We start from the raw sequence: 21,624 nt of genomic DNA, 5'->3' as shown, positions 1-21,624 counted from the left end.
TACAGGTGCAATGCCGGAAGGCTTGTCTGGCAAGGCCCCTGAGAAACCTGCATGGGGAGGCTGGAGTTTAATTCCTGTCGGCTTATTGAGCAACTCACGTGCTTCAGTCGTGACTTCCTGAATGGCAGACTTGTTCAAGCTTTCAGATGGAGAAGGCTCGCTGTGCATCCTGGATTGGGCCAGGCCGACCGTAAGCTGCGGTTGAAGCTGCGGTTGAAGTTGCGGCTTACGCTGCCCGATCCAATAGCGTTCACGCGCAAATGCATACGTCGGCAGACTCAGACGCTGCCGCTTGCTGCTGCCGTACAACGGACTCCAGTCAATATCCAGCCCGCGCGCCCAAATTTCCGCCAGCTTATGATGCTTGCCTTTGTCAAACCAGCTCTCAATAGCAGACTTGAGATCATCATCTGCAAACAAAGACACGATATCCTTGCTCCGTTTGGAATGATCCCGGTACAGGCCGGGAATGGATGTCTCACCTTCGATATAAAGCTTGAGTTTGTCAGCAAGCTCCTGAACAAACCCGACAACAACGCCCAGTCTTTCTTCAAAAGCGCTCCGGCCCGTCTGGAGCGTATAGGCAGCATCCGTCAGGCAGACATCCTCAAGTTTGCCGGCTGCCAAATATGACAGCCACTCCCCGGCCAAATCGCGCAGGCGCTCCTCGCTCCTGGCCGAAAGCACAATGACAACATCCTTTTTGTCCCCCGGCATGTTAGCCTGCGGTGGCAGTTGCGGCGGAATATATTCTTCTATGACAGCATGTGCGTTGACACCGCCGAAGCCGAAGGAACTGACCCCCGCCCGCCGTGGAACTGCCTGTCCGCGCTCGTCGCTAAGCGCCGGCCATTCCCGGCTCTGCCTCACGATATAGAATGGACTGTCCTGCAATTGAATGTACGGGTTTATCTGGTCACAATGCAGGCTCTGTACAAGTGTTTTATGCTTCATCTGCAGCAGCACCTTTATAACCCCTGCGACACCGGCGGCAAGTTCCAAATGTCCGATACTCGTCTTGATTGAACCGAGCCCGCAATGCGGCTCGCTCTCCAATTCCAATCCATGATGTTCATACAAATTCTGGAACGCTGCTTTCAACCCGTTGATTTCAATCGGGTCTCCGAGCGCGGTACCTGTCCCGTGCGCCTCGATGTACGTTACGGTACGCGGGTCTATCCCGGCCTTTTCATAGGCTTTTTGCAGCAGCGCCGCTTGGGCTTTCGGATTCGGTGCCGTCAGAGATTGCGCTCTCCCTCCGTGATTAACAGCCGTCGCACGAATGACGCCATGAATATAATCGCCGTCCGCTTCTGCATCAGCCAGACTTTTGAGCACCAGCATCCCGACTCCCTCGCCGCGAACATAACCATTGGCTTCACTCGAGAATGTCTTGCAGCGCCCGTCCTCACTCAGCATGCCGGCTCTATTGAAGCTTATATGCGGCTCTGGCGCAACCAGCGTATTGACTCCACCTGCAACCGCCATGCGGCAAACGCCGTTCTGGATGGCTGTGACGGCCCGGTCAATCGCCACCAGTGAGCTGGAGCATGCTGTTTCAATCGGCTCGCTCGGACCGTGGAGGTCAAGGAAATAGCTCATTCGGTTCGGGCCTACTGAGGATACGGTACCTGTTGAGGTATATCCTTCGATCGGCATGCCCGACCTGTAAATGCGCTCCCCATAGCCACTGCCGGCAGTACCGACAAATATGCCCGTATCTGACCCCGCCAGTCTGCTTGCCGCATAGCCGGCATCCTCAATGGCCTTCCACGCATAAGTCATCAGCAGCCGCTGCTGCGGATCCATGAGCTCTGCCTCCCGGGGGGAAATACCGAAAAATTGCGGATCAAATTCTTCAATCCCGTTTATGAAGCCGCCCCATTTTACATTGGACTTGTTCGCTTCCGCCTCAGGATTACCGAAATAGGAACGCCAGTCCCAGCGTTCGGCCGGAATTTCAGAAATACAATTGCGGCCCTGCAGCAGGTTCGCCCATAGCGCCTCCAAATCATCTGCCATCGGAAATTTTCCGCTCATGCCGACAATTGCAATCGGCTCGTGCTTCAGTCGATCTTCACCCGAATAGGAACGGAGGGGCTCCATCCGGCCGCCTGTTCTTGCCTGCTGAGCCTGTACAGATTGTTTAGCGGAACCTTCCTTGACAAACCGGCTTGTGGATGACGGCAATGGTGCAGCTTTTGCAGCATCCGTTCTCGCCGGGATTTCAGAAGGCTTCTTATTGGAAGCCGGGCCGGACAGCAACAACGCTTCAACACGCTCGCGATGCTCCTCGGCCATATAGCCGGCAAAGCTTTGAATCGTTGCATATTCAAAGAAAATCGCAGGTGTCAATTCAACATGGAACTGTTCGTTCAACCGGTTTGTCAGCTCCGTGAAGGTGACCGAATCGAAGCCGTAATCACTCAGGTTAAGCTGAGGCTCAATATCTTGAAGCTGTACTTTAAGCAATTGGGATACCAGTTGGCCGAGCGCATCCTCCATCGCTGCCGCGACAGATGCTTTGTCCGCCGGTATGCCGTCGCTACTGCCGCTTGCAACCAAAGCCGCTGCCTCGTTCCAGCCGCCCGGCATTATGGCGTGTCCGGCACCTTTCTCATTCGCTGTGACTCTCTCTCTTATCCGCTTCAAGTCCCCTCCCAATACAATCAAGCGGGAACCCGGAAGAGACAGGCCGTCGGACAGCGCCCGCAAGCCGGTCGCGGAACTCATCGGAATGATGCCGATATGGCGGCGCAGCCGCTCCTCATTCTCTGCATCGACAAGCATCCCGCCCTCCTGCCAAAGCGGCCAGTCGATCGTCAATGTCTTCCCGGCGCAAAGCCCTGCGCGGACAGCTTCTGCCCGGTAATCCGCATAGGCCGCTGCAAAAGCGTTAGCCGCTGCATAGTCAGCCTGCCCGGCATTGCCCAGCGATCCGGCAATCGAGCCAAAAATAATAAATTGCTCAAGCGGGAGATGGCGGCTCGCCAAATCAAGATTGACGGCACCTGATACCTTTGGTGCAAATACGTCCTTCAGCTCCTGCGGCACCTTTTTAAGCAGGTAGCTGTCCCGTGTTACACCGGCGCTGTGAATAATACCGTGTAATGCCCCGTAACAGGTATGGATACGCTCCACAAGGCTGTCTGCCTGGTCACGGTCTGACACGTCTGCCTGTACATAATCAATAGTGGCAAGAGGCGCCTCAGCTTGCAGCACAGCCAGCTTGTCTTGCACCGTCGCCTGCTCCGGCCCCGAACGCCCGGTCAGCACCAGCGTTGCCTGAGGGGCGCGGGTTACAATATCTTTGGCAACGATTATCCCCAAGCCTCCGGCGCCTCCCGTAATGACATATACCCCGTCATTCCGCCAAGGGTTCGTGCCGGAATGACGGAGAGCAGCTTGTTCCTGCCAGTCCTTCACATACCGCTTGCCGTTGCTGTAGCGAATATGAAGATCCTCCAGGCAGCCCGCATTGGCCTGCAATGTGCTTGCAATCTCAGTTGCCGTCAGCTCAGGCTCAAGTTCAATGAGCTGCCACAACAGGCGAGGGTGCTCCAGATGTGCGGTTCTGAGCATTCCGCTCAACCCTGCAAGAAGCTTGCCGCTGCCTGATGAAGGAACAGCGACCTGCAACAGCGCTTTGCCTGTTCCGCCTGCAGCCAGAATATGCTGAATCTGCTCCAGAAGCTGAATGGCATACTCCTGGAATTGCAATCCCTCATGACGCTCCTCTGACCGCAAAGCCTGGCAGCTGATGCCTGGCAACTGCGCTTCTACTCTTTGAAGGTCCGCATGATCCCGCCCGCAGAGCAAAACAGAATGCCGCAGCGGCAAAACGCTTTGTGGTGAAATTGGTGAAGTCAAACTGCATTCACGCCAAATAGGCTCATAGAGAAGCACGCCCAAATCAGCCGCCTTCTCTTCCGGCTTTAACGCTGCCGCCGTCAACTGCCGGACACGCCAAAGCACCAGCCCCTCTTCATCGCAAATATCGATGTCAAAGGCCCGGACATTTTCGGCAGAAGGCCCGCTTGTACTATGCCGGACGACGGCCCACATTGCAGGTGCAGCCTTGCCGTATATTTGCAGCTCCTGCAAGGAATACGGGATCATCAAAGGGAGCTCCGGCATTTCGTCAGAGCTTGGGCTGGCCGGATGGTTAAGAACAAGTGTCGCCTGCAGAGCGGAATCCAATAAACCCGGGTGCAGCATATACGAATCCCCGTATGCGGCATTTGAAGCTGCTCCATCGCTTACAGGCAACCGGAGCTTCACCAAAACGGTGTCTGTGCCCAGGTGAACGCTCTCCATACAGCGGTGCTCCGCTCCATATGACAAACCGCAATTTTGAAAGGCCGTATAGTACTCCCCTGCGCTCCACCGGCTAGGACGGGACTGGTGAATCAGCTTCTCCAATGCAAGGCGGGGCTGCTCCTGTTCCGTACCGATCATTGCCGTCCCTTGTGAGTACAGCTCATTTTCCTGCTCCCCATAAATTTCAAATCCAATGCCGCCATTGCTTTGCGGTGAAAGTCCGATATGAAGCAGCGTATTTGCGCCTGCGTCATTGGCAACGATGGGCTTTGTCCACACGACTTGCTTCAGCGTCAGTCTCCGTTCATCCGCCATAAGCGGAGCAGCAGCCTCATATACGGCCGCACGCACCATTTCCAGAATCGCAGCAGCCGGCAGCACACGACGGCCGTTCACCACATGGTCGTTCAAAAACGGTTCATGGCCATTGAAGGCCGATCTAAACCGCTGCTTCGTCAAATCGGACGTATTGCGGTGCACTAACGGATGAATCATGTCCTGCCCTTGGAATCGCCGTGACCCGGCAGAACTGGCCAACTCCGCTGCGGGAACCCAATACCTTTGCTCTGCGAATGGATAGGTTGGGATATGAATTCGCTGAGGAAGAGCTTCATATTGTCCTTGCCAGTGTAAGCGGGCTCCCTTTGTCCATTGTTCTGCCGCTGTACTGAGCTCCTCATCGCTCATCCTGGTGTGGAGTTCAATAACAGTGGCGTTCCTGCCAGTTGACCCGGCACTTCGATAGCCGTTCAATGGCGTATGCCCCTCTATAACCGCTCGCAGTGCGCTGATTAATTCGTCGGTCGACCGGACAACACAGGCTAACCGGACAGCCATCGCTTCCCTGCCAACCTGAAGTGTATAAGCCAGCTCATTCAAATTATCAGGTATTGGAAGCTCTGTCCCCGCTTGGCCTGCCGGAGCCTCTGCATATTGCATGGCCAGCGCAGCCCGATGATGCTGAAGCAGAAGATCGGCTAGCTCTTGAACGGAAACTGCCTGACAGGTTTGCCCTTCAAGGCCGGACAGCTCCCACTTTTCCTCCAGCCGCTCATACAACCGGAAGCGGGTCAATGGATCAACATTCTGGTCGACAAAAGGCTGCCAATCATCCAATTCGCTTGCCGGCACATCCAGCAATCCGGCCAGTTGCTCCAGTATGTCCGCAAGCAATTGCTCGCGTAACGATGGACCGGATATTTCTTTTGCACCCTGACCGTCAGCAAGCAGCCAGTCAAGCAGCCGCCTGGCAACAGCTTGCAGCCTGTCTTCATTGCGGGCGGACAGCGGAATGATAACCGGCTTGCCCTCCCGGGTGGTGGAGGCTTTCGCTTTTGGTAGCGGTATATATTCCTCTACAATCAGATGGGCATTGCTCCCGAATGCGCCAAAGGAGCTAAGCCCGGCCCGTCTTGAATAGAAACCCCGCTTGCCGCCCGTAACTTTCTCAATCCTGCTCCATTCCTTCCCGTCCCGTTCCAGATAAAACGGCGTATCTGCAAACGGAATGAACGGGTTCGTTTTCTCCGCATGCAGAGAAGGGAACATCTCCCCCCGCCGGAACTGTAAAAGCAGCTTGGTGAGCGCAGCAATGCCTGCCGCCGCCTCCAGATGTCCAATGCCCGATTTGGAAGAGCCAATGGCACAGTAGGCCTTGTCCTCTGTCCGTTCGGAAAAAGCGCGCGTCAAGCCTTGAATCTCTATCGGGTCGCCCAGCGAGGTTCCCGTGCCATGCGCCTCCACATAGGTAATGGTGCGCGGGTGTATGCCCGACTTGTCCAGCGCATTTTTAATGACTTCAGATTGTGCAACCGGATCAGGCACAGTTGCCCCTGATGTTTTGCCGACATGATTGATAGCAGAGCCTTTAATCACCCCATACACCGGATAGCCTTCACGCTCCGCCCGCGCTACTGTCGTCAGCAGGACAGCGCCCACGCCTTCTCCCGGCACATAGCCGTCGCCGCCCTCACCGAAGCTGCGGCAGCGCCCGTCGGAAGCCAGAAACTGTGCCTGCCTTAAAAACATATATTTATGCGGATGCGTGACCAGATTAACGCCCCCTGCGATGGCAAAGTGGCACTCTCCGCCCTTTATGCTTTCACTTGCCAAATGGATAGCTGTCAAAGATGAGGAGCACATGGTATCCACCGCCATCGAAGGGCCGTGCAAGTTCAGATTATAGGAAACCAAGTTCGCAATAGCCGCAGGACTGTTGCCAAATGACATCGGCGTCCCCTGATGGGCCAAATCTGCACCAAACAATTCATAATGGCTCCAGAATACACCCGCAAATACACCGACGCTCTGTTCGCCGCCTGATACATAGTGATGCTCTCCACGGTTCTGATAGAAGCCAGCATCCTCACAAGCAGACCAGGCTGCTTGTAAAAACAAACGGGCCTGCGGATCGGTTGTCTCGGCCTGTCTAGGCGACATATTGAAAAACAATGGGTCAAACTTGTCCATATGGTCAATAAACCCGCCGAATTTATAAAACTGATCCACCTCATACCCAAAATCATGTCCTTCCCATCTGTCTTGGGGGAATGATGTTACACAGTCCCGCTTGCTGCGAAGATTGGCTTCGAACTCGCTGATCGTCCCGGCAAGCGGATAACGTCCGGACAAGCCGATAATCGCAATATCATCCGGGCCATAGCTGACCTCGATCTGCCCGTCAAGACTTGTGAATTGTTCGACCTGACCCGCATTCACGCTCGTAAATGTATGTTGAATCCGGCTCTCTTCCCCATACATGACAATTGCCTGTGCCGCTCCGGCTGCCAGCGCAAGGTCCAGCGCCTCCAAACCTGCCAGCGTTGGCAATGGCTTGAGTCCTGATGAGGCAAACAGCATACGCTCCATGGCTTCATCAATATGCATGCCTCCGTCCGCCCAAAGCGGCCAATTGATGGACACAGTCATGCCGCTGCGCTCGCCCCGGCTTACCCGCTCTTGGCGAAGCTCTGCAAAGACGTCCATAATGGCATTGGCACTTGCATAATCAGCCTGACCTAAATTCCCAATGACCGCGGAGATTGATGAAAATAGGACAAAAAAGTCGAGCTGCTCCTCTCGGCTCACATTATCCAGCGCAAACAGCCCCTGTACTTTGGGCAGAAATACTTCTTTTAATTCCGATGTCTGTTTACGGACGATGAACTCATCCTTGATAATGCCTGCACTATGAACGATGCCGTGAATCGCACCAAATTGATCTTTGATGCGGGCATAAGCCTCCTCTACCTGGGCTTCAGAGCCTATGTCTGATTGCAGCACCATAACCTCCGAGCCAAGCTCCCGCAATTGCTGAACCCGCTGCTCCTGTTCGGCACGGATAGGCGAACGGCCGATAAGCGCCAGCTTGACCGGGAATTTCCCTGCTATATGCTCAGCCACAGCCAGTCCCAAACCGCCTAAACCGCCCGTGATCACATACACGCCGTTTGGCTTAAAGGCCAGTTGGGCAGGGGTGGGTTCAACACGGGCATCGGCAGAAACATTAGCCTTTTCACCAGTTATCGGTGTCCAATGTCTAGCCATCCGGGAGAGCGGTTGTCCGCTATACCTGACCGTTCCTTCCGTACGCTGCGAGAATACGGCCTCTTGCAGCAGCAGTCCCCCCAGTTCGGATAAAGGCAGTTCCAACAAATGATCGATCAGAATCACTTGGCCGCTAATGCGGGGCTGCTCCAGATTAGCCGTTCTCAGCATAGCCTCCAGGGCTGCCGCGTACTGGCCTGATTCGTCCAAGCCATCTGCAACGATCAAACATTGAATATGATCCGATGTCCGTTGTAAGAGCTCATGCTGAAGGCGTTCAAGTGATTGCCTGAATATCTGTTCCAGACTTGCTGGCGTGTCATCCCCCTCAGATTCAAGCAGGAACATTTCGGCATTACCAAGCTCTGCGGACAACACCGAGGGCAATCCGGCATGAAGCCGGGCAGCCGGCCCGTACAGCCAGATTTTGTATTGCCGTGCTATTGGAGTGCCCTTGGCATCGGTTGCTTCCTCGGCCTTTTCACGTTGTCTGATTGCAGCCTGTTCCCAGTGCCGGCGGTAAATCAACAGCTTGCTGCTCTCCCCGGTTACAGCGAAACCGCTGTCTCCGGCGGACAAATCCGGCTGGGCACCGGCACCCGTATCCGTGGTCATATCAGACGAGAGTGATTCCGTTGCCTGCTTTTTATCTGCAGTCTCATGCGGCTGCTGGAATGCCGCAGCATGCTGGTCTGCCAAATATTCAGACAAGCGTTCAATCGTAGCGTACTCAAATAATAGCGTCGGATATAATTGCGCCTCCACCCGCCGTTCGAGTTTCTTCACCAGAACGATCAATTCGGTTGAATCCAGGCCCAAATCATAAAAGCCTGTCTGGGCATCCAGAGAAGCGGGGTCTGTCTGAAGAACGTGTCCGATCTGTTCCTGCAAGTAAGCCGCAGCACACTCCGCAGGGTCCTGAGATTCACCCGCGATGGATGAAGAAGCCGGATTTTGCCCCAAAGAGCTTGAGACTGCCGCTTCAGACTGACGCTCTGAGAAGCCGGATGCACTTACGCTCTCCTCCAGAAGTTCAGCAGACGCTTCATTCCCCGCATCCAATTGAATCAGGCGCTGAATAGATTGCAGCCCCCGGATTCGCTTTAACGTCAGGTGTTCAAATTCAACCAGCAGCTCTCCTGCTTGATTCCGAATCTCCAGGCTGGCTGAGAATACATCCCGCGCTTCGCCTGATTCCGCCTCATCCGCAGGCGACCTGCGCGTATACGTATAGATCGTATCGGGCAGCGTTTTATAAATGCAAAAGCGGCCGATCATAAACGGAATGTACGCCTTGCCTGCATCAAAGATATGATCGCGTTCCCCGCTCAGACGAAATGAGTAGCCGGCAAAGGTAGAGCCGTCCAGAAAAGCCGGATGCGCAACAAATTTGGAGCGATACTTTTCCGCTAACTCCCCGAGCTGCAATTCCATGACTTCTTCCTGACCGCGACGGTAAACTTTCCCCAGCGTTTTCATAAATGCATCATGGCTAATGTCTGCTTCCCGTGCTACGGCGTACACATCATCCATATCCCACTGCTGATCGTGTTGGCCGATGATTGCCTGCATATCCCGGATTTGGGGCAGTTCGGCCTGTTCCGGCCTGACGGACAGGATGCATTCCATGTTGGCCTGCCACTTCGGATCGACGATTGTATTTCCGGTCACCTTGCGGCTTGTCACCTGCACTTTATAATGGGCTTGCTCAGGCGTAAAGGTTACACTCACTTCCTGATCAAATTGCGGCGAGGTGACGATTGGCTGGATAAACAATATATTTCGAAGCTCAATCGCCTGTGTACCCAAGTAGGGCAGTGACAGGCGGTATACCATATCCAGCAGGGTGACGCCCGGGAGTGTACGAATTTGATGAACCCGGTGATCCCGGACAATATAGTTGGCGTGCGTAATGCGCTGGACATAGCTTTCTTGCTTTTGCATTGGACTGGTCATTAGCGATACTCCTTACCTTGTAATCTGGACAGGCTCAAAAAATCCCGCAAATCCGTCATCCTCCGCTTCCGCATACGCGTGCTGCAACTCTTCTTCAAGCGGCGGCTTCGGCCAAAATCTGCGTCTGTTGAATACAACCTTCTCTCCCTTAGGCGCAAGTGATGCCCGAAGCCGCCCGGGAATTCCCTCATTGCTTACAATAATGTGCGCATTGTTGCCGCCCAGTCCAAAAGAACTGATGCCCGCCCGGCGTACATTCTGTTCGCCCTGCCAAGGCATCGTCTCTCTCACCAGGTAAAAAGGAGAGTCATTGAAATTAAAGCGGGGGTTCGGCTGGTCACAGTTCAATGTAGGCGGCAGTTCTCCCGCTGTCATTGACAGAAGCACTTTAATAATGCTGGCTGCTCCCGCTGCGCTCAGCAAATGCCCCAGGTTCGTCTTCACACTTCCAACACCGCAAAACTGCTTATTGCTTGTGTAATTGCCGAAGACTTGGGTGAGTGCCTTAAGCTCAATCGGATCCCCGATCAGCGTCCCTGTGCCATGCGCTTCCACATAGGTAATCGTGTCCGGATGCACATTGCCGTCCTTGATCGCCGCTTCAATCAATTCCCGCTGCGCTTCGGGATTCGGAGTCGTAACACCCATTGTATTCCCGTCATTGTTCACAGCTGTACCGTCAATAACACCGTAAATTTTATCCCCGTCTGCAATAGCTGATTGTAAGGATTTAAGCACCAGCACACCACAGCCTTCCCCAAGGCCTATTCCGTTTGCACTGGAGTCGAATGTACGGCAGCGCCCTTCCGGCGACAAGATTTTGGCTGCGCTCAAGTCCAAATACATGGATTCATCCAGCAAAATCTCCACCCCGCCTGCAAGGGCCATCTCCGCCTCCCCGCTTTGGATGCTGCGTACTGCCAAATGAATGGCAGTCAGTGAGCTTGCACAAGCAGCATCTACCACCATATTCGGCCCTTTGAAGTTATAGATGTGCGACAGATGGGCCGCAATAAAATTCTGGCCTGTAGCCACGAGAATGTCCTTGTTTGCAGCACAATACTTGAGACCGAAATTACTGGTGCGGGCGCCTACAAATACCCCCACACGTTTGCCCCACACATTCTTTTTGCCGTAACCGGCATCCGCGAGCGCTTCGGCGCTCACCTCCAGCCATTGCCGCTGCAAAGGATCGATCTGCTCGGCCAATGACTCGGCGATATGGAAATAGCCAGGGTCAAAGTATTCGATCTGCTCCAAAAAGGCGCCAAACTTGCTAATACTCTTGCCTTCCCGATGCCGGCCGGGTTCGTAATGACGCCGCCAATCCCATCGCGACAACGGAACTTCACCTATACTGTCCCTTCCAAGGCGCAGGTTGCGCCAGTACGCATCCAACGTAGCCGCCTCCGGAAAGTGGCAGGCCATGCCGATAACAGCAATCCTGCTGCGTATGTCAGCGCTGCCAGGTGCCGGCTGTCCCTTTCTTTGCCGTATAGAGACAACAGTCTTTTGACTGGAAGCTTTGCTTGTATACGTGAATGTACCGCTGTCTTCATTCCCCGTTCCTGCTGAAGGCTCCGCAGGGGTATGCGATTCGGAAGGCACCAGCGCCGATACAGCCTCCGCATGATTCAACACCAGGTAGCGGGTCATGCCCGCAATTGTTCCATGCTCAAGAAAGGCTGCCGGATCAACGGCAAGTCCCTCTAAGCTTCGATCCATTTGCCGGACAACTTGCGCCAGCATAATGGAATCCATCCCGAACTGCTGGAACGGCGCATCGCTTGCCAGCTTTTCAGCATCCGTTTTTAATTCTCTGGCCAGCAAGGATGTCAGCCATGCCTTCGCAGCTTCAGACAGCTTTTCATCAGCCTGGCTATCTTCCGGATGATGTGCTGTCACTCTGCCTTCTTCAGCTGTGGAGGCTGAAGCGAGGTACCGTTCCATTAACTTCTCGGGACGCCATTTATCCGGCTGTACGACAACAGGCATTACGACCGGCCCCTTGCCTTCCGCGAGAAGCAAATCCAGCCATTTCAGGCCTTCTTTATTCGTAATGCTGCACAGTCCCGTATCGTCATAAGCTTTATTGGTCACCTCGCCAAGTCCTGTTTCCTTCCAGCTCGGCCACTGAATACTAATGATCGGGCACGAATCCCGGTGGGCTTCCGCTGCGTAATCCAGATAAGCGTTCGCCATCGCATAATCGCTTCTCCCTGCACCCAGGGTTGGAATAATGGCAGATACCGATGAGAACAGCACAAAGAAACGCAAGGGCTCCGCCTTTACGCTCTCAAATAATACTTCAAATCCCTCCGTCTTTGGCTCCATTACCTGCTTAACAACATCCAGCGGTTTGCGGATAAAGGCCGGATAATCCAAATCCCAACTGCCGGCGCAATGAATGACACCTGCTATCGGGCCCCAATCGGTACGTATCGTTTGCACATGCCGGTTCATCGCCTCACGGTCGGAAAGCGGAGTGGACAATACCTTAACTTGGACACCAAGCGCTTCCAGACGGAGGATCGCCTCTACCTTGGCTCTTTGGCCCGCCGGCAGCTGCTGGTTCCAATGCTCGCGTGGCGGCAGTTCCTCTCTCCCGCTAAGAACCAGCCGTTTAACACCATGATGCTCGACAAAATGCCGGGCGCACAGATAGCCTAATCCCCTTGTTCCACCTGTAATCCACAATACCTCCTGCTCTGAAAACCGGAGCTTAGACGATTGCTCCAACTTTCCTTCAGGCAGTTCCATGGCATTCAGCACCGCCTTGTAGCGGGTGCCATGACGGTAGCAAATTTCACTATCTTCCCCGTGAGACGCCAGTTCTCCGGCAATAACTGCTGCAATGCTTTCCGCTGTCGCAGAGGCTTCCACATCAATATGCCTGGAGATCAGATGCCGGTATTCACTTTGCAGCATCCGGTACAGTCCTGCACGAGCCGCACCCGCCCGATGGATGCTTTCATTTTGCAATGACTCCAGCCCTCTGGTAATGCCCAGCAGCCGTATTCCGTTCTGGCGGCTGTTCTCCACTGCCTGCTGCAGTACCGTAATCCAATCCCAGCTCGGCTCCATCTGATTGCCACAGCCAGTCAAGTCAATCCAAGCGCTGTATCTGCTCCAATCCTGCCCGCCATACTGGTCCGCAGAAGCATCCGCCCGGATGAGCTCTACCGAATGAGCATTCAGCGTCTTCTGGAGCGATAATGCCAGGCTTTCCGTATCTGAATCCGCCAGCACCGCAATAGCTCCTTCTGCCAGTTCCCCGGGAATGAGCGGCTGGGGCGTCCAGCTCTTCTGCACACTAAACCATTGCCTTTCAGTATCCTTGATTTCTTCATCGGGAATAGACTCCGCACCGTTTCGTTCAAGCTCCATCCCTCTAATTGCGAGCCGGCAGCTTCCCTCTGAATCATACAGCATCATGTTGACATGAAGGATCCCGCTGTCCTTGCTGTGGTCTGCATGGATAAGCACCCACATCTCTGAAGAGCAGGCCCCATAAATTCCGAGCTCTCCTACAGCAACAAGAACTGTATTTGCCGCTTCAAGGTTCACGCCGACAGCCGTCCAGGCGGCCCCAATAACGGCATCCAGCATGCCGGGATGCAGGAACATAGCGTCTGTTTGTACAGAATTATCGGCCACATGCAGGCGTACAAGGAATTGCTTATTGTAACGGTAAGACTCCTTAATATACGGCAAATGTCCGGGAGAGACTTCTGCCGTCCAGTTCCGGTCCAGCCCGGGCAAGGTCAGACTCGCGATGCCCGCCGCTCCCTCAACCAGCCGGCGGGCATGACCCTGACAATAAATCACACCCGGCTGATCGCCTTGTGCATCCCTGTAGATTTCAAACCCTACAGTTTCATCTCCGAATGGAATTAATGCCGTATGCACTTCCTGCCCTTCCACCGGAGCAGCCATCGGTTGCGGCCAGACAATCTCCTGCAGCCTGATTGCACTCCCAATGCCGCTGCCTGTCCCGTCCGATAAAGAGAGCGCAGCCCGGGCCATTTCCAATAAGAGCAGCGACGGCAAGGCAGTCCCCGGCTTCTCTATCCCTGACAGGATGCTGCTCTCCCTGCCTGTCCAGGCTGTACTGTAGCGGTGCTCTTGCAGACTCGAAGTGTTCCGGTGCAAAAGCGGGTGAAGATTATGGAACTGTGAGGCGGAGAGGTCCTGTGCAACAGCCGGGGCTGACTCAAGCTCAGGCAGCCAGTACCGCTCCTTTGCAAAAGGATATGCCGGCAAAGTCAGACGCTGGTATGGAATACGCTCCCCAAGCCCCGTTGTATCCCATCGTTCTCCGTTAATATAACGTTTGGCAAGGGCAATAAGCCGGTTTCGGTATGCCGTACTACTGCCTTTTTTATCCGCAAGCGCCGCAGCCAGCTTGAGCGGAGCATCGTTATCCGGCTGCTGGCTGACTGGTTCCTGTCCAACGAAAAAGCCCTCCGGCGTTTTCCCGCTGAGATTCTGTTCCAACTTGGCAATAAGCTCCTCTGTACCGGAGACTACGAATGCCGCTTTCGTGTTAAAATGCTCCTTGGCTACCAACAGGGTAGCACTGACATCCAGCAGATTCGCCTCCCGCCCGTCGCCCTGAAGCCAAAGGGCAAGCTCACGCTGCTTCTCCTTCAATGCCTCCCCTGTCTTTGCTGACAAGCAGATCAGATAAGCGGAAAAGCTGGTCCTTCCTCTGCGAAGTGAAGGTATTTCCGGAGGTTCTTCCAACAAAATATGCGCATTCGTACCCCCGAAGCCAAACGAGCTGACCCCCGCCCGCCGCGGCAGCGTTCGTCCATCCTGGTCCTTAAGCGCTCTCCACGGTTTAAGGGCATCTAGCATATAAAAAGGGGTGGAGCGTACCTGAATCCGATGATTCAGCTTGTTATAATGGTGCAGTTTGGGCAACTGCTTATGCTTGAAGGCGAGCAGTGTCTTGATGACACCTGCTATGCCGGCTGCTGCTTCGAGATGTCCGATATTGGACTTTACTGCTCCCAAGGCGCAATAGCCATTTTTGAGTTCAATTTCCCCTTCTTGCGCCAGCTGTTCGAATGCCCTGCACAGTCCCTGAAATTCCAGGGGATCACCCTTCGGCGTCCCCGTTCCATGCGTCTCGATATAACTGACACTTTGCGGTGATATCCCGGCCTTGCGGTAAGCTTCGCAAATGACCTCCGCCTGGGCATCCGGATTTGGATAAGTCAGCGTATGAGTTTTGCCGTTATGATTAATGGCGCTGCCTTTTATAATGCCATGGATGCGGTCCCCATCTTCAAGTGCCTGTTCCAACGGCTTGAGAATCAGCACACCGGCCCCTTCGCCGCGGACATAACCATCTGCACTGTCGTCAAATGTTTTACAGGAGCCCGTAGGCGATAGCATGCCTGTTTTGGCAAACGAGATGTAGCGCGTCGGGGTCAGCAACAGATTGACACCGCCCGCAAGTGCGATCTTGCATTCACCTGCCTGCAATGACTGTACAGCTGCATGTATAGCATTCAGGGAACCCGAGCAAGCCGTATCCAGAGACAGGCTTGGGCCCTTGAAATTAAAAAAATACGAAATGCGGTTCGCAATTACAGCGTTCGCAGTTCCGGTAGAATGATACGTCTGAATAACCTGTGCCTGTTGTTCCTGAAGCTCTTTGTAATCATAATTGAACGCACCGATGTATACGCCGACATTCGTCCCCGAAAGACGGGAAGGGACGATTCCGGCATCCTCCAGACTATTCCACGTCAATTCCAGCATTAATCGCTGTTGCGGATCCATCGTCTCCGCCTCTCGTGCCGACAAGCCGAAGAATCCGGGGTCAAAAGCATCGACATTGTCCAAAAATCCGCCCCACCTGCTATAGCTGGTATTGCCCTCTCCTTGTTCATCTCCCCAGTAAGCCGACCAGTCCCAGCGCTCGCGCGGTATTTCCCCTACGCTGGAACGGTCCGATACAAGCAGCTCCCAAAAAGCATCATAATGGCCGGCTCTCGGGAACCGGCATGCCATGCCGACGATGGCAATATCATTTCGCCCATCTGCACGGCCTAATTCCTCAATTACTTCGCTTTTATGCTCCATATTGAACTTTTCTCCTCTTAAACAGGTTTAGAAGCACACAAATAAAGCAAATGCCTGGCATCTTGAGATGTCTGGCATTTGCTTTTTCTACAACAGCTGCTGCGATGTAAAAGCTTATGTCGCATATTGCAATACTTGACGCTGAAGCAGGCCAGCGGTCTCGTCACATAGCTTTTGGCCGATCTCATCTACATGGCGCTGCCGCCAATCCTCCAGGCTCGTCCCTTTCACCCATTGATTAAATGCGCCCAGCGCCGGTCCGCAATGAATTTGATAGTTGAGACGCTGGACAGGATCACCGAGAAGCGCCGCCCGGTTAGACATGGCAAAATACCACTTGAAAATAAGCGCCATCTTATGTTTGGGATTCTGCTCCGCTTTCTCAATATCACCCGGCGCCTTGTAGGCCCTTACTTCCCTGTACACGTCATCAAATGATTTATGAAAGAACTTCTCCTCAATCATCTTCCGTGTCTGGGCATCAATCTGATCAATCGAATTATAATTGCGGTACAGTTCATACAATTTATTCGCACGTGCTGAAAAGAATCCGCCCTTTTTCAACACTTGAACCTTGGCTCCAAGCTCGAACATGTCGCCGGCCGGGGCATAGTCCATATCTTGAATATTGGCCTGCTGGAGCAGATCCTTGACCGGCTCGCTCGTATCGGCCTCAACTGTGCAATGATTGATGGAGCCCGTGACGATGTAATCTGCACCCATCATGTAAGCCGCAAGTGCAGCTTCTGGCGTCCCGATACCTCCTGCTGCACCAACACGAATACGCTTGCTATAGCCGTAAACTTTCATGAACTGGTCCCTCAGGCGGATAATGGACGGCAACAGGGTGTAAGGCGAGCGATGATCCGTGTGTCCCCCGGAATCGGCTTCTACCGAAATATCATCAGCCATCGGGACCTCCCGCAGCAGTTCTGCCGCCTCCGCTGTAATAAGCCCTTGAAGGAGGAGCTTGTTGATCATCCGTTCAGGGGGCGGGCTTAAGAAGGACTCCGCCACTTCCGGGCGTGATACCTTGGCAATAATCCGATTTGCAATGGCTGGACTTCCATCGGAATTCCGGCTTAATCCCAAGGCGCGATACCTGACCAGGGCTGAATTTACACTCATATAGGCAGACGCTTCAATTACGCTCACCTTATATTTCACATACAAATCTACCAGTTTATCTTCCCTCTCCGGTTGTTCAGGATCATGCAGCAAATTAAAAGCATACGGCTCCCCGTTCTGCAGCTGCTGCTGGATGGTGCGAATAGCTGTTTCAACACGTTCAATTTGCAATCCCCCTGCCCCGAAGACACCCAGCATTCCTGCCTTGCCCGTCCGCACGACCATCTGCTCGGAAGCAATCCCTTTGTACATTGCTCCTGTCACATACGCGTAGTTAAGCCCGTATTCGAGTTTGAATTGCGCATCGCCCAGCTTCATGCCCATGCTGTCACTATCCAAAGCCTTCGCTTCCACCGAAGACAAGCCGCTTGAATGTTCCTGTTGTTCACTCGGCTCATCATTAATAATTAATGGTGTTCCGTCCTTGCGGATTGCGGCAACAAGCTTCGTTAACACATTGCCCGGCCCGACCTCCTTATATTCCGTGACATTCAAGCCCATGCAATATTGAATAGTATTCGTCCATTGTACAGAGTGGGTGATTTGGCTGCTCAAGTATTTTTTGAGCTCATGCTGCTTATATGGTCTCGCGGTTACGTTAGAGATAACAGGTATTTGAAGTTCTTTGAATGAAAATTCCTCCAAAAAAGCAGCAAAGCGTTCCGAAGCAGCCATCATCATACTAGAATGGAATGCACCGCTCACTTTTAGCGGAATGACGATTCGGGCTCCGGCCTTCTCGCAGGCTTGCTGGGCCTGTTCGATTTGAGCTTGCGGACCAGAAATCACAATTTGTGTCACATGATTATAGTTGGCAATGTCTACCTGCTGCAGGCCATGATCCATAAGTGTCTGTCTAAGCTTATCCTCGCTCAATCCGATTACGGCCGCCATGCCGCCCCCGGTCGCCTCGCTCATCAGCTCCCCACGGTGCCGGACGAGCCGCAGGCCCGTTTCAAAATCAAACACACCCGCTGCGTAAAGTGCCGTGTACTCTCCCAGGCTGTGACCCGCTACAATGTCCGGAGGGCCTTGATCGTTTACCATCTCCAAATAATGGAGTGTATTCACAACATATAGCGCGGGCTGTGTATATTTCGTATTGCCCAAAACACCGTTTGGATCCTCCAGACACAGCTCTTTAATGGAGTATCCCAGTATCCGGTCTGCTTGAGCTGTCAATTCGGGATATTTATCAAACAACCCCTCACCCATACCAAGGTGTTGGGAACCTTGTCCAGGAAACAAATAAGCACGCATTGACCGTTCCTCCTTACCCTGTTGGGCCTTATGGCGTTTATATTTTGGCTCTCTCTTTAATATTTCCCAGTTTGCAGCGTCTTGTTGGAAGCGCGACATAATCGTCCTGCTCTCCGATCGTGAGCCTTGACGCAAACTTCGCTTGGCCAGATTGGCCATACCGCCGGAGGGCCCAAGATCGAGATAAACTGCCGGGCCGTTGTCTTCCACTATCCCTAAGCTCCGGGCAAGCCTGATCGGCTGCCGGACCGCTTGCCATAAATACCCGGAGGGCAGTTCCCGCAGCATGGCGCCGTTGATTCCCGATATTAACGGTACGGTTCCCTGACGGAACTTTTTTTGAGAATAATTACGCTGAACACTGTCTTCGGCAGCATGGAGAAGAGTGGAATGGAAGGCATGGGAGACGGGCAGCGGCTCCTTCATGATCTGCTTCCGGCTCAGCCATTCAGCTATTTCCCCAATCGCGTCTTTGCCTCCTGTAAGAACAAAGTGGGAGTTGTGAAGGACAGAAGCCAGCTCGCATCGCTCACGAAGATAGATGCTATCCGTGTACAATGAAATATCACCAAGTACCGCAAGCATGCCACCCTCAACGCAACAGGCTTCAATCGTCCGGGCCTGCTGGATTACCATCTCCAGGCCGGTTTCCCAGTCCGTTATCCCTGCTGTTGTTGCCGCTGCGAACTCCCCCAGACTTTCACCCATTACATAGTCAGGATGAATATCATTGGCCAGCAGGAGCTGTGTCATCGCAATTTCAACCATGTAAATAGCAGGATGGGTGAATAGCGTGCGGTCAAAAACCTCTGTTATCTTTCGCTTGCCATCATAAAGTTTCTCTAACAGAGATTCGCCAATCAGGGCGGAAGCGGCTTGATCAAGACGGAGCATCCAATCGCGAAATACCGGCTCCTGTTCAAACAGTACGCGGCCCATATTGTAATATTGCGACCCCTGACCGGAGTACATAAACACAATCGGCTTCGATTCGCTCATCCGTTGCTATCCCCCGTTTTTAAATACCTGTGGAAATTAGATTCCAGTGGTTGTCCATCAATATCTGTGATTATGGTGTGGTAAGGATACGTAATTGCATAGGAATGGGACTCTGTGGCATAAGCCAAAAAACGATGCTGAGGAAAATTTGCATAGCGACCATAGAAACCGGAGGAATTGACCTCCAGCTCTATGGTTTCATAATAATGCTGCGGCATAGTCAATCCGGTCCGTAGCACTTTGGAGAGCGCCTCTTTTCCCGACCACAGCATTGTCAATGAAGCCTCTGGCGCAAATGGAAGCCGGTTCCACACATCACGTTCCCGGTCTGTAAGCTGGTTGTACAGCACATCAAGCCTCGACGTACAAATCAGCTCTACATCAATTCCGAGCGGAACCGACTCAGGAAATGCAAGGGCTGACGCTGCATCATCACAATGCGAAATACTTACCTGAATATTGGGGCGCCCGGCAGCAGTCACGACCGGCTGTCCCAACAGGCCGTGACTGATTTCGATTTCATGAAACGGAACATATGCGTCAATGAATCCAGCCACGGCATGTTTGGCAACATATCGGCCTGCCAAGTAGCTGTGCCTGCGTCTGGGGAAGTTCAAGGTATGCAAATATTCAAATTCGCCCGGATGAAGCCAATCCAGGTTGTCCTCCATCCTGCCCGGCGAATTAAACACGCTCATCACGACAGGATAGTCTCTTTCCGCTGTTTGCAGCCTTAGATGCTGCAATACGCATTCTGTACGAAACATATAGAACGTCAATTAACTCCCTTCTCCTCTGCTTAAGTCGGATAATTCCGTTAATGGATTTAACGCTTCATAGCCAATATCAATCAAATTCTCCTTTCCCAAAAAACGAATGGATATTTTCGCTCTCTTCTTCCGCTTGTCGATTTTCTTTATCTTCTCTTCTCTGCCAGCCAAGGGACCGGATAAAATAGTCATACTGCCATTTTGAAAATAGAATTCCGAATACTCCATCGTATCGTTTTCATTATTGATCAGTGTCAATAATTCTGACATTTCTTCGTCGGGGATATGCTTGAAAAAGGCCTGTTCATCTTGAATAACCTGGTGAAACTTCAAATCCTTTTGATTTGAATAATTCAGGAAGGATACGATATTCGGAATTGTCATCAACTTATAATAGAATTTGAAATCCATTTTTGCATGAACAAAAACATAGCCAGGGAACATAGTCCTTACCACGTGACAAGTCTGGCCGTCTTTCTTTTCAGGAACCTTTCTTTTTGGAATACAGCATTTACAATTTTCCTCCCCCAGCTTGCGTTGGAACATTCGTTTGACATCCTCTTCCTTGCCGGTCGTAACAAACACAGCATACCACTTCATCCAAACCCCACCTCTTACGGTTATCCTTCTGTAATGAAAATTAAAAAAAACCATTTTCATCTCATCAAACGCTTAGACGTTGATGATATGAAAATGGTACAGAAGTTTGGGCGCCCGGCTTATAACCCTTAGTCATAGCTTCGCCCAATCGTGCAAGCAACAGTTGCACTACCCGAACTGGTGTGTGGCTAAGCGAATCACTTAACGTGCCGAAACAGCGTTTAAATGTCTTGGTTTGCTAATAGTTATACTAACAAATCAAATAGCCTTTTCCTCTTCTTGTGTAACAAAACCTTCCTCAAAACAGAAATTCGAACTATATTTATTATAAATAGGATAAATAGGTTTGTATGTCGTAATTTGTTGTCGATTTTATTTTTTTGTATATTTATGCTTGACCCTGGACAAACAGCCACCCAAGCAGAACCTCTCGTACATGGACAATGCAAGTGATAAACTTCTATATGCTATACTTTTATCTTAAAAAAAACAATGAAACTGACAATTCAGAATATATTGACATAATCAAAATAGAAATATAGAATAAAAATGTAATTTATATACTTATTTTGAAAGGGAGTGTAATTATGAAAAAGTTTTCTGTAATCGCCATCATGATGATCATGCTGCTTTCCTTATCGTCCATCGCTTCAGCCGGAACATCCCCACCTATCCCTCTTGCGGGCAATGTTTATTACAAGTTCACTGCCTACAATCCGAGCTTTAATGGGCATGGAGCTGTTCAATTTACGTTGCTCAGAGTAACTCCTAACGGAGATATTCCAGTTACTTCCAGTTACTTCACTGTTCGTCCGCTTGAGACAACTACCCAAAAATTGCTGTTAGCTTCCAACCTCCCGGCGGATTACTACAAATTGCAAATTACGAATTCCTTTGGCACCGTTTATGTTTACGCAGACCAGCTGATTCAAGAATAAAACCGGAATTA

At 52.3% G+C, this 21,624-nt stretch carries 5 protein-coding genes and 2 pseudogenes; 1 reads left to right on the top strand and 6 read right to left on the bottom strand.

Features of this window, described 5'->3' with window-relative positions:
* Positions 1-237: 237 nt before the first annotated feature.
* From H583_RS38060 to loaP, 6 genes and pseudogenes are all read right to left on the bottom strand, one after another.
* Positions 238-2,061: pseudogene (locus tag H583_RS38060) on the bottom strand (type I polyketide synthase); the annotation flags it as partial.
* A gap of 252 nt (positions 2,062-2,313) precedes the next feature.
* A pseudogene (locus H583_RS35125) lies at positions 2,314-9,810 on the bottom strand (SDR family NAD(P)-dependent oxidoreductase); the annotation flags it as partial.
* A 24-nt stretch (positions 9,811-9,834) separates the two neighbouring features.
* Positions 9,835-15,918, bottom strand: coding sequence for a beta-ketoacyl synthase N-terminal-like domain-containing protein (locus H583_RS35120; RefSeq protein WP_051235962.1), 6,084 nt, complete (start codon positions 15,916-15,918; stop codon positions 9,835-9,837).
* 114 nt (positions 15,919-16,032) lie between these two features.
* The gene (gene fabD / locus H583_RS0103980; RefSeq protein ID WP_028559337.1) at positions 16,033-19,305 is read right to left on the bottom strand and encodes an ACP S-malonyltransferase; all 3,273 of its coding nucleotides are present in this window, start codon (positions 19,303-19,305) and stop codon (positions 16,033-16,035) included.
* Positions 19,302-20,084 carry a 4'-phosphopantetheinyl transferase family protein gene (locus tag H583_RS31830; protein WP_051235959.1) on the bottom strand — a complete coding sequence of 261 codons (783 nt, stop codon included), beginning with the start codon at positions 20,082-20,084 and terminating at the stop codon, positions 19,302-19,304. The genes fabD and H583_RS31830 overlap by 4 nt, the downstream gene beginning before the upstream one ends.
* The gene (gene loaP / locus H583_RS0103970; protein ID WP_081666974.1) at positions 20,085-20,735 is read right to left on the bottom strand and encodes an antiterminator LoaP; all 651 of its coding nucleotides are present in this window, start codon (positions 20,733-20,735) and stop codon (positions 20,085-20,087) included.
* A 527-nt stretch (positions 20,736-21,262) separates the two neighbouring features.
* On the opposite strand from loaP, the gene H583_RS0103965 reads away from it, so the two are divergent.
* Complete coding sequence (locus tag H583_RS0103965; protein ID WP_028559335.1) at positions 21,263-21,613, top strand: hypothetical protein; 351 nt, start codon at positions 21,263-21,265, stop codon at positions 21,611-21,613.
* Positions 21,614-21,624 lie beyond the last annotated feature (11 nt).

Origin of the sequence: Paenibacillus pinihumi DSM 23905 = JCM 16419, from assembly GCF_000422505.1 — a bacterium.
Taxonomy (GTDB): domain Bacteria; phylum Bacillota; class Bacilli; order Paenibacillales; family Paenibacillaceae; genus Paenibacillus_D; species Paenibacillus_D pinihumi.
This window is presented reverse-complemented; position numbering and strand designations above follow the sequence as displayed.

Coding starts and splice junctions, on each gene's coding strand:
- H583_RS35120 (WP_051235962.1), bottom strand. CDS start 15,918: ATGGAGCATAAAAGCGAAGTAATTGAGGAATTAGGCCGTGCAGATGGG.
- fabD (WP_028559337.1), bottom strand. CDS start 19,305: ATGAGCGAATCGAAGCCGATTGTGTTTATGTACTCCGGTCAGGGGTCG.
- loaP (WP_081666974.1), bottom strand. CDS start 20,735: ATGAAAATGGTTTTTTTTAATTTTCATTACAGAAGGATAACCGTAAGA.
- H583_RS0103965 (WP_028559335.1), top strand. CDS start 21,263: ATGAAAAAGTTTTCTGTAATCGCCATCATGATGATCATGCTGCTTTCC.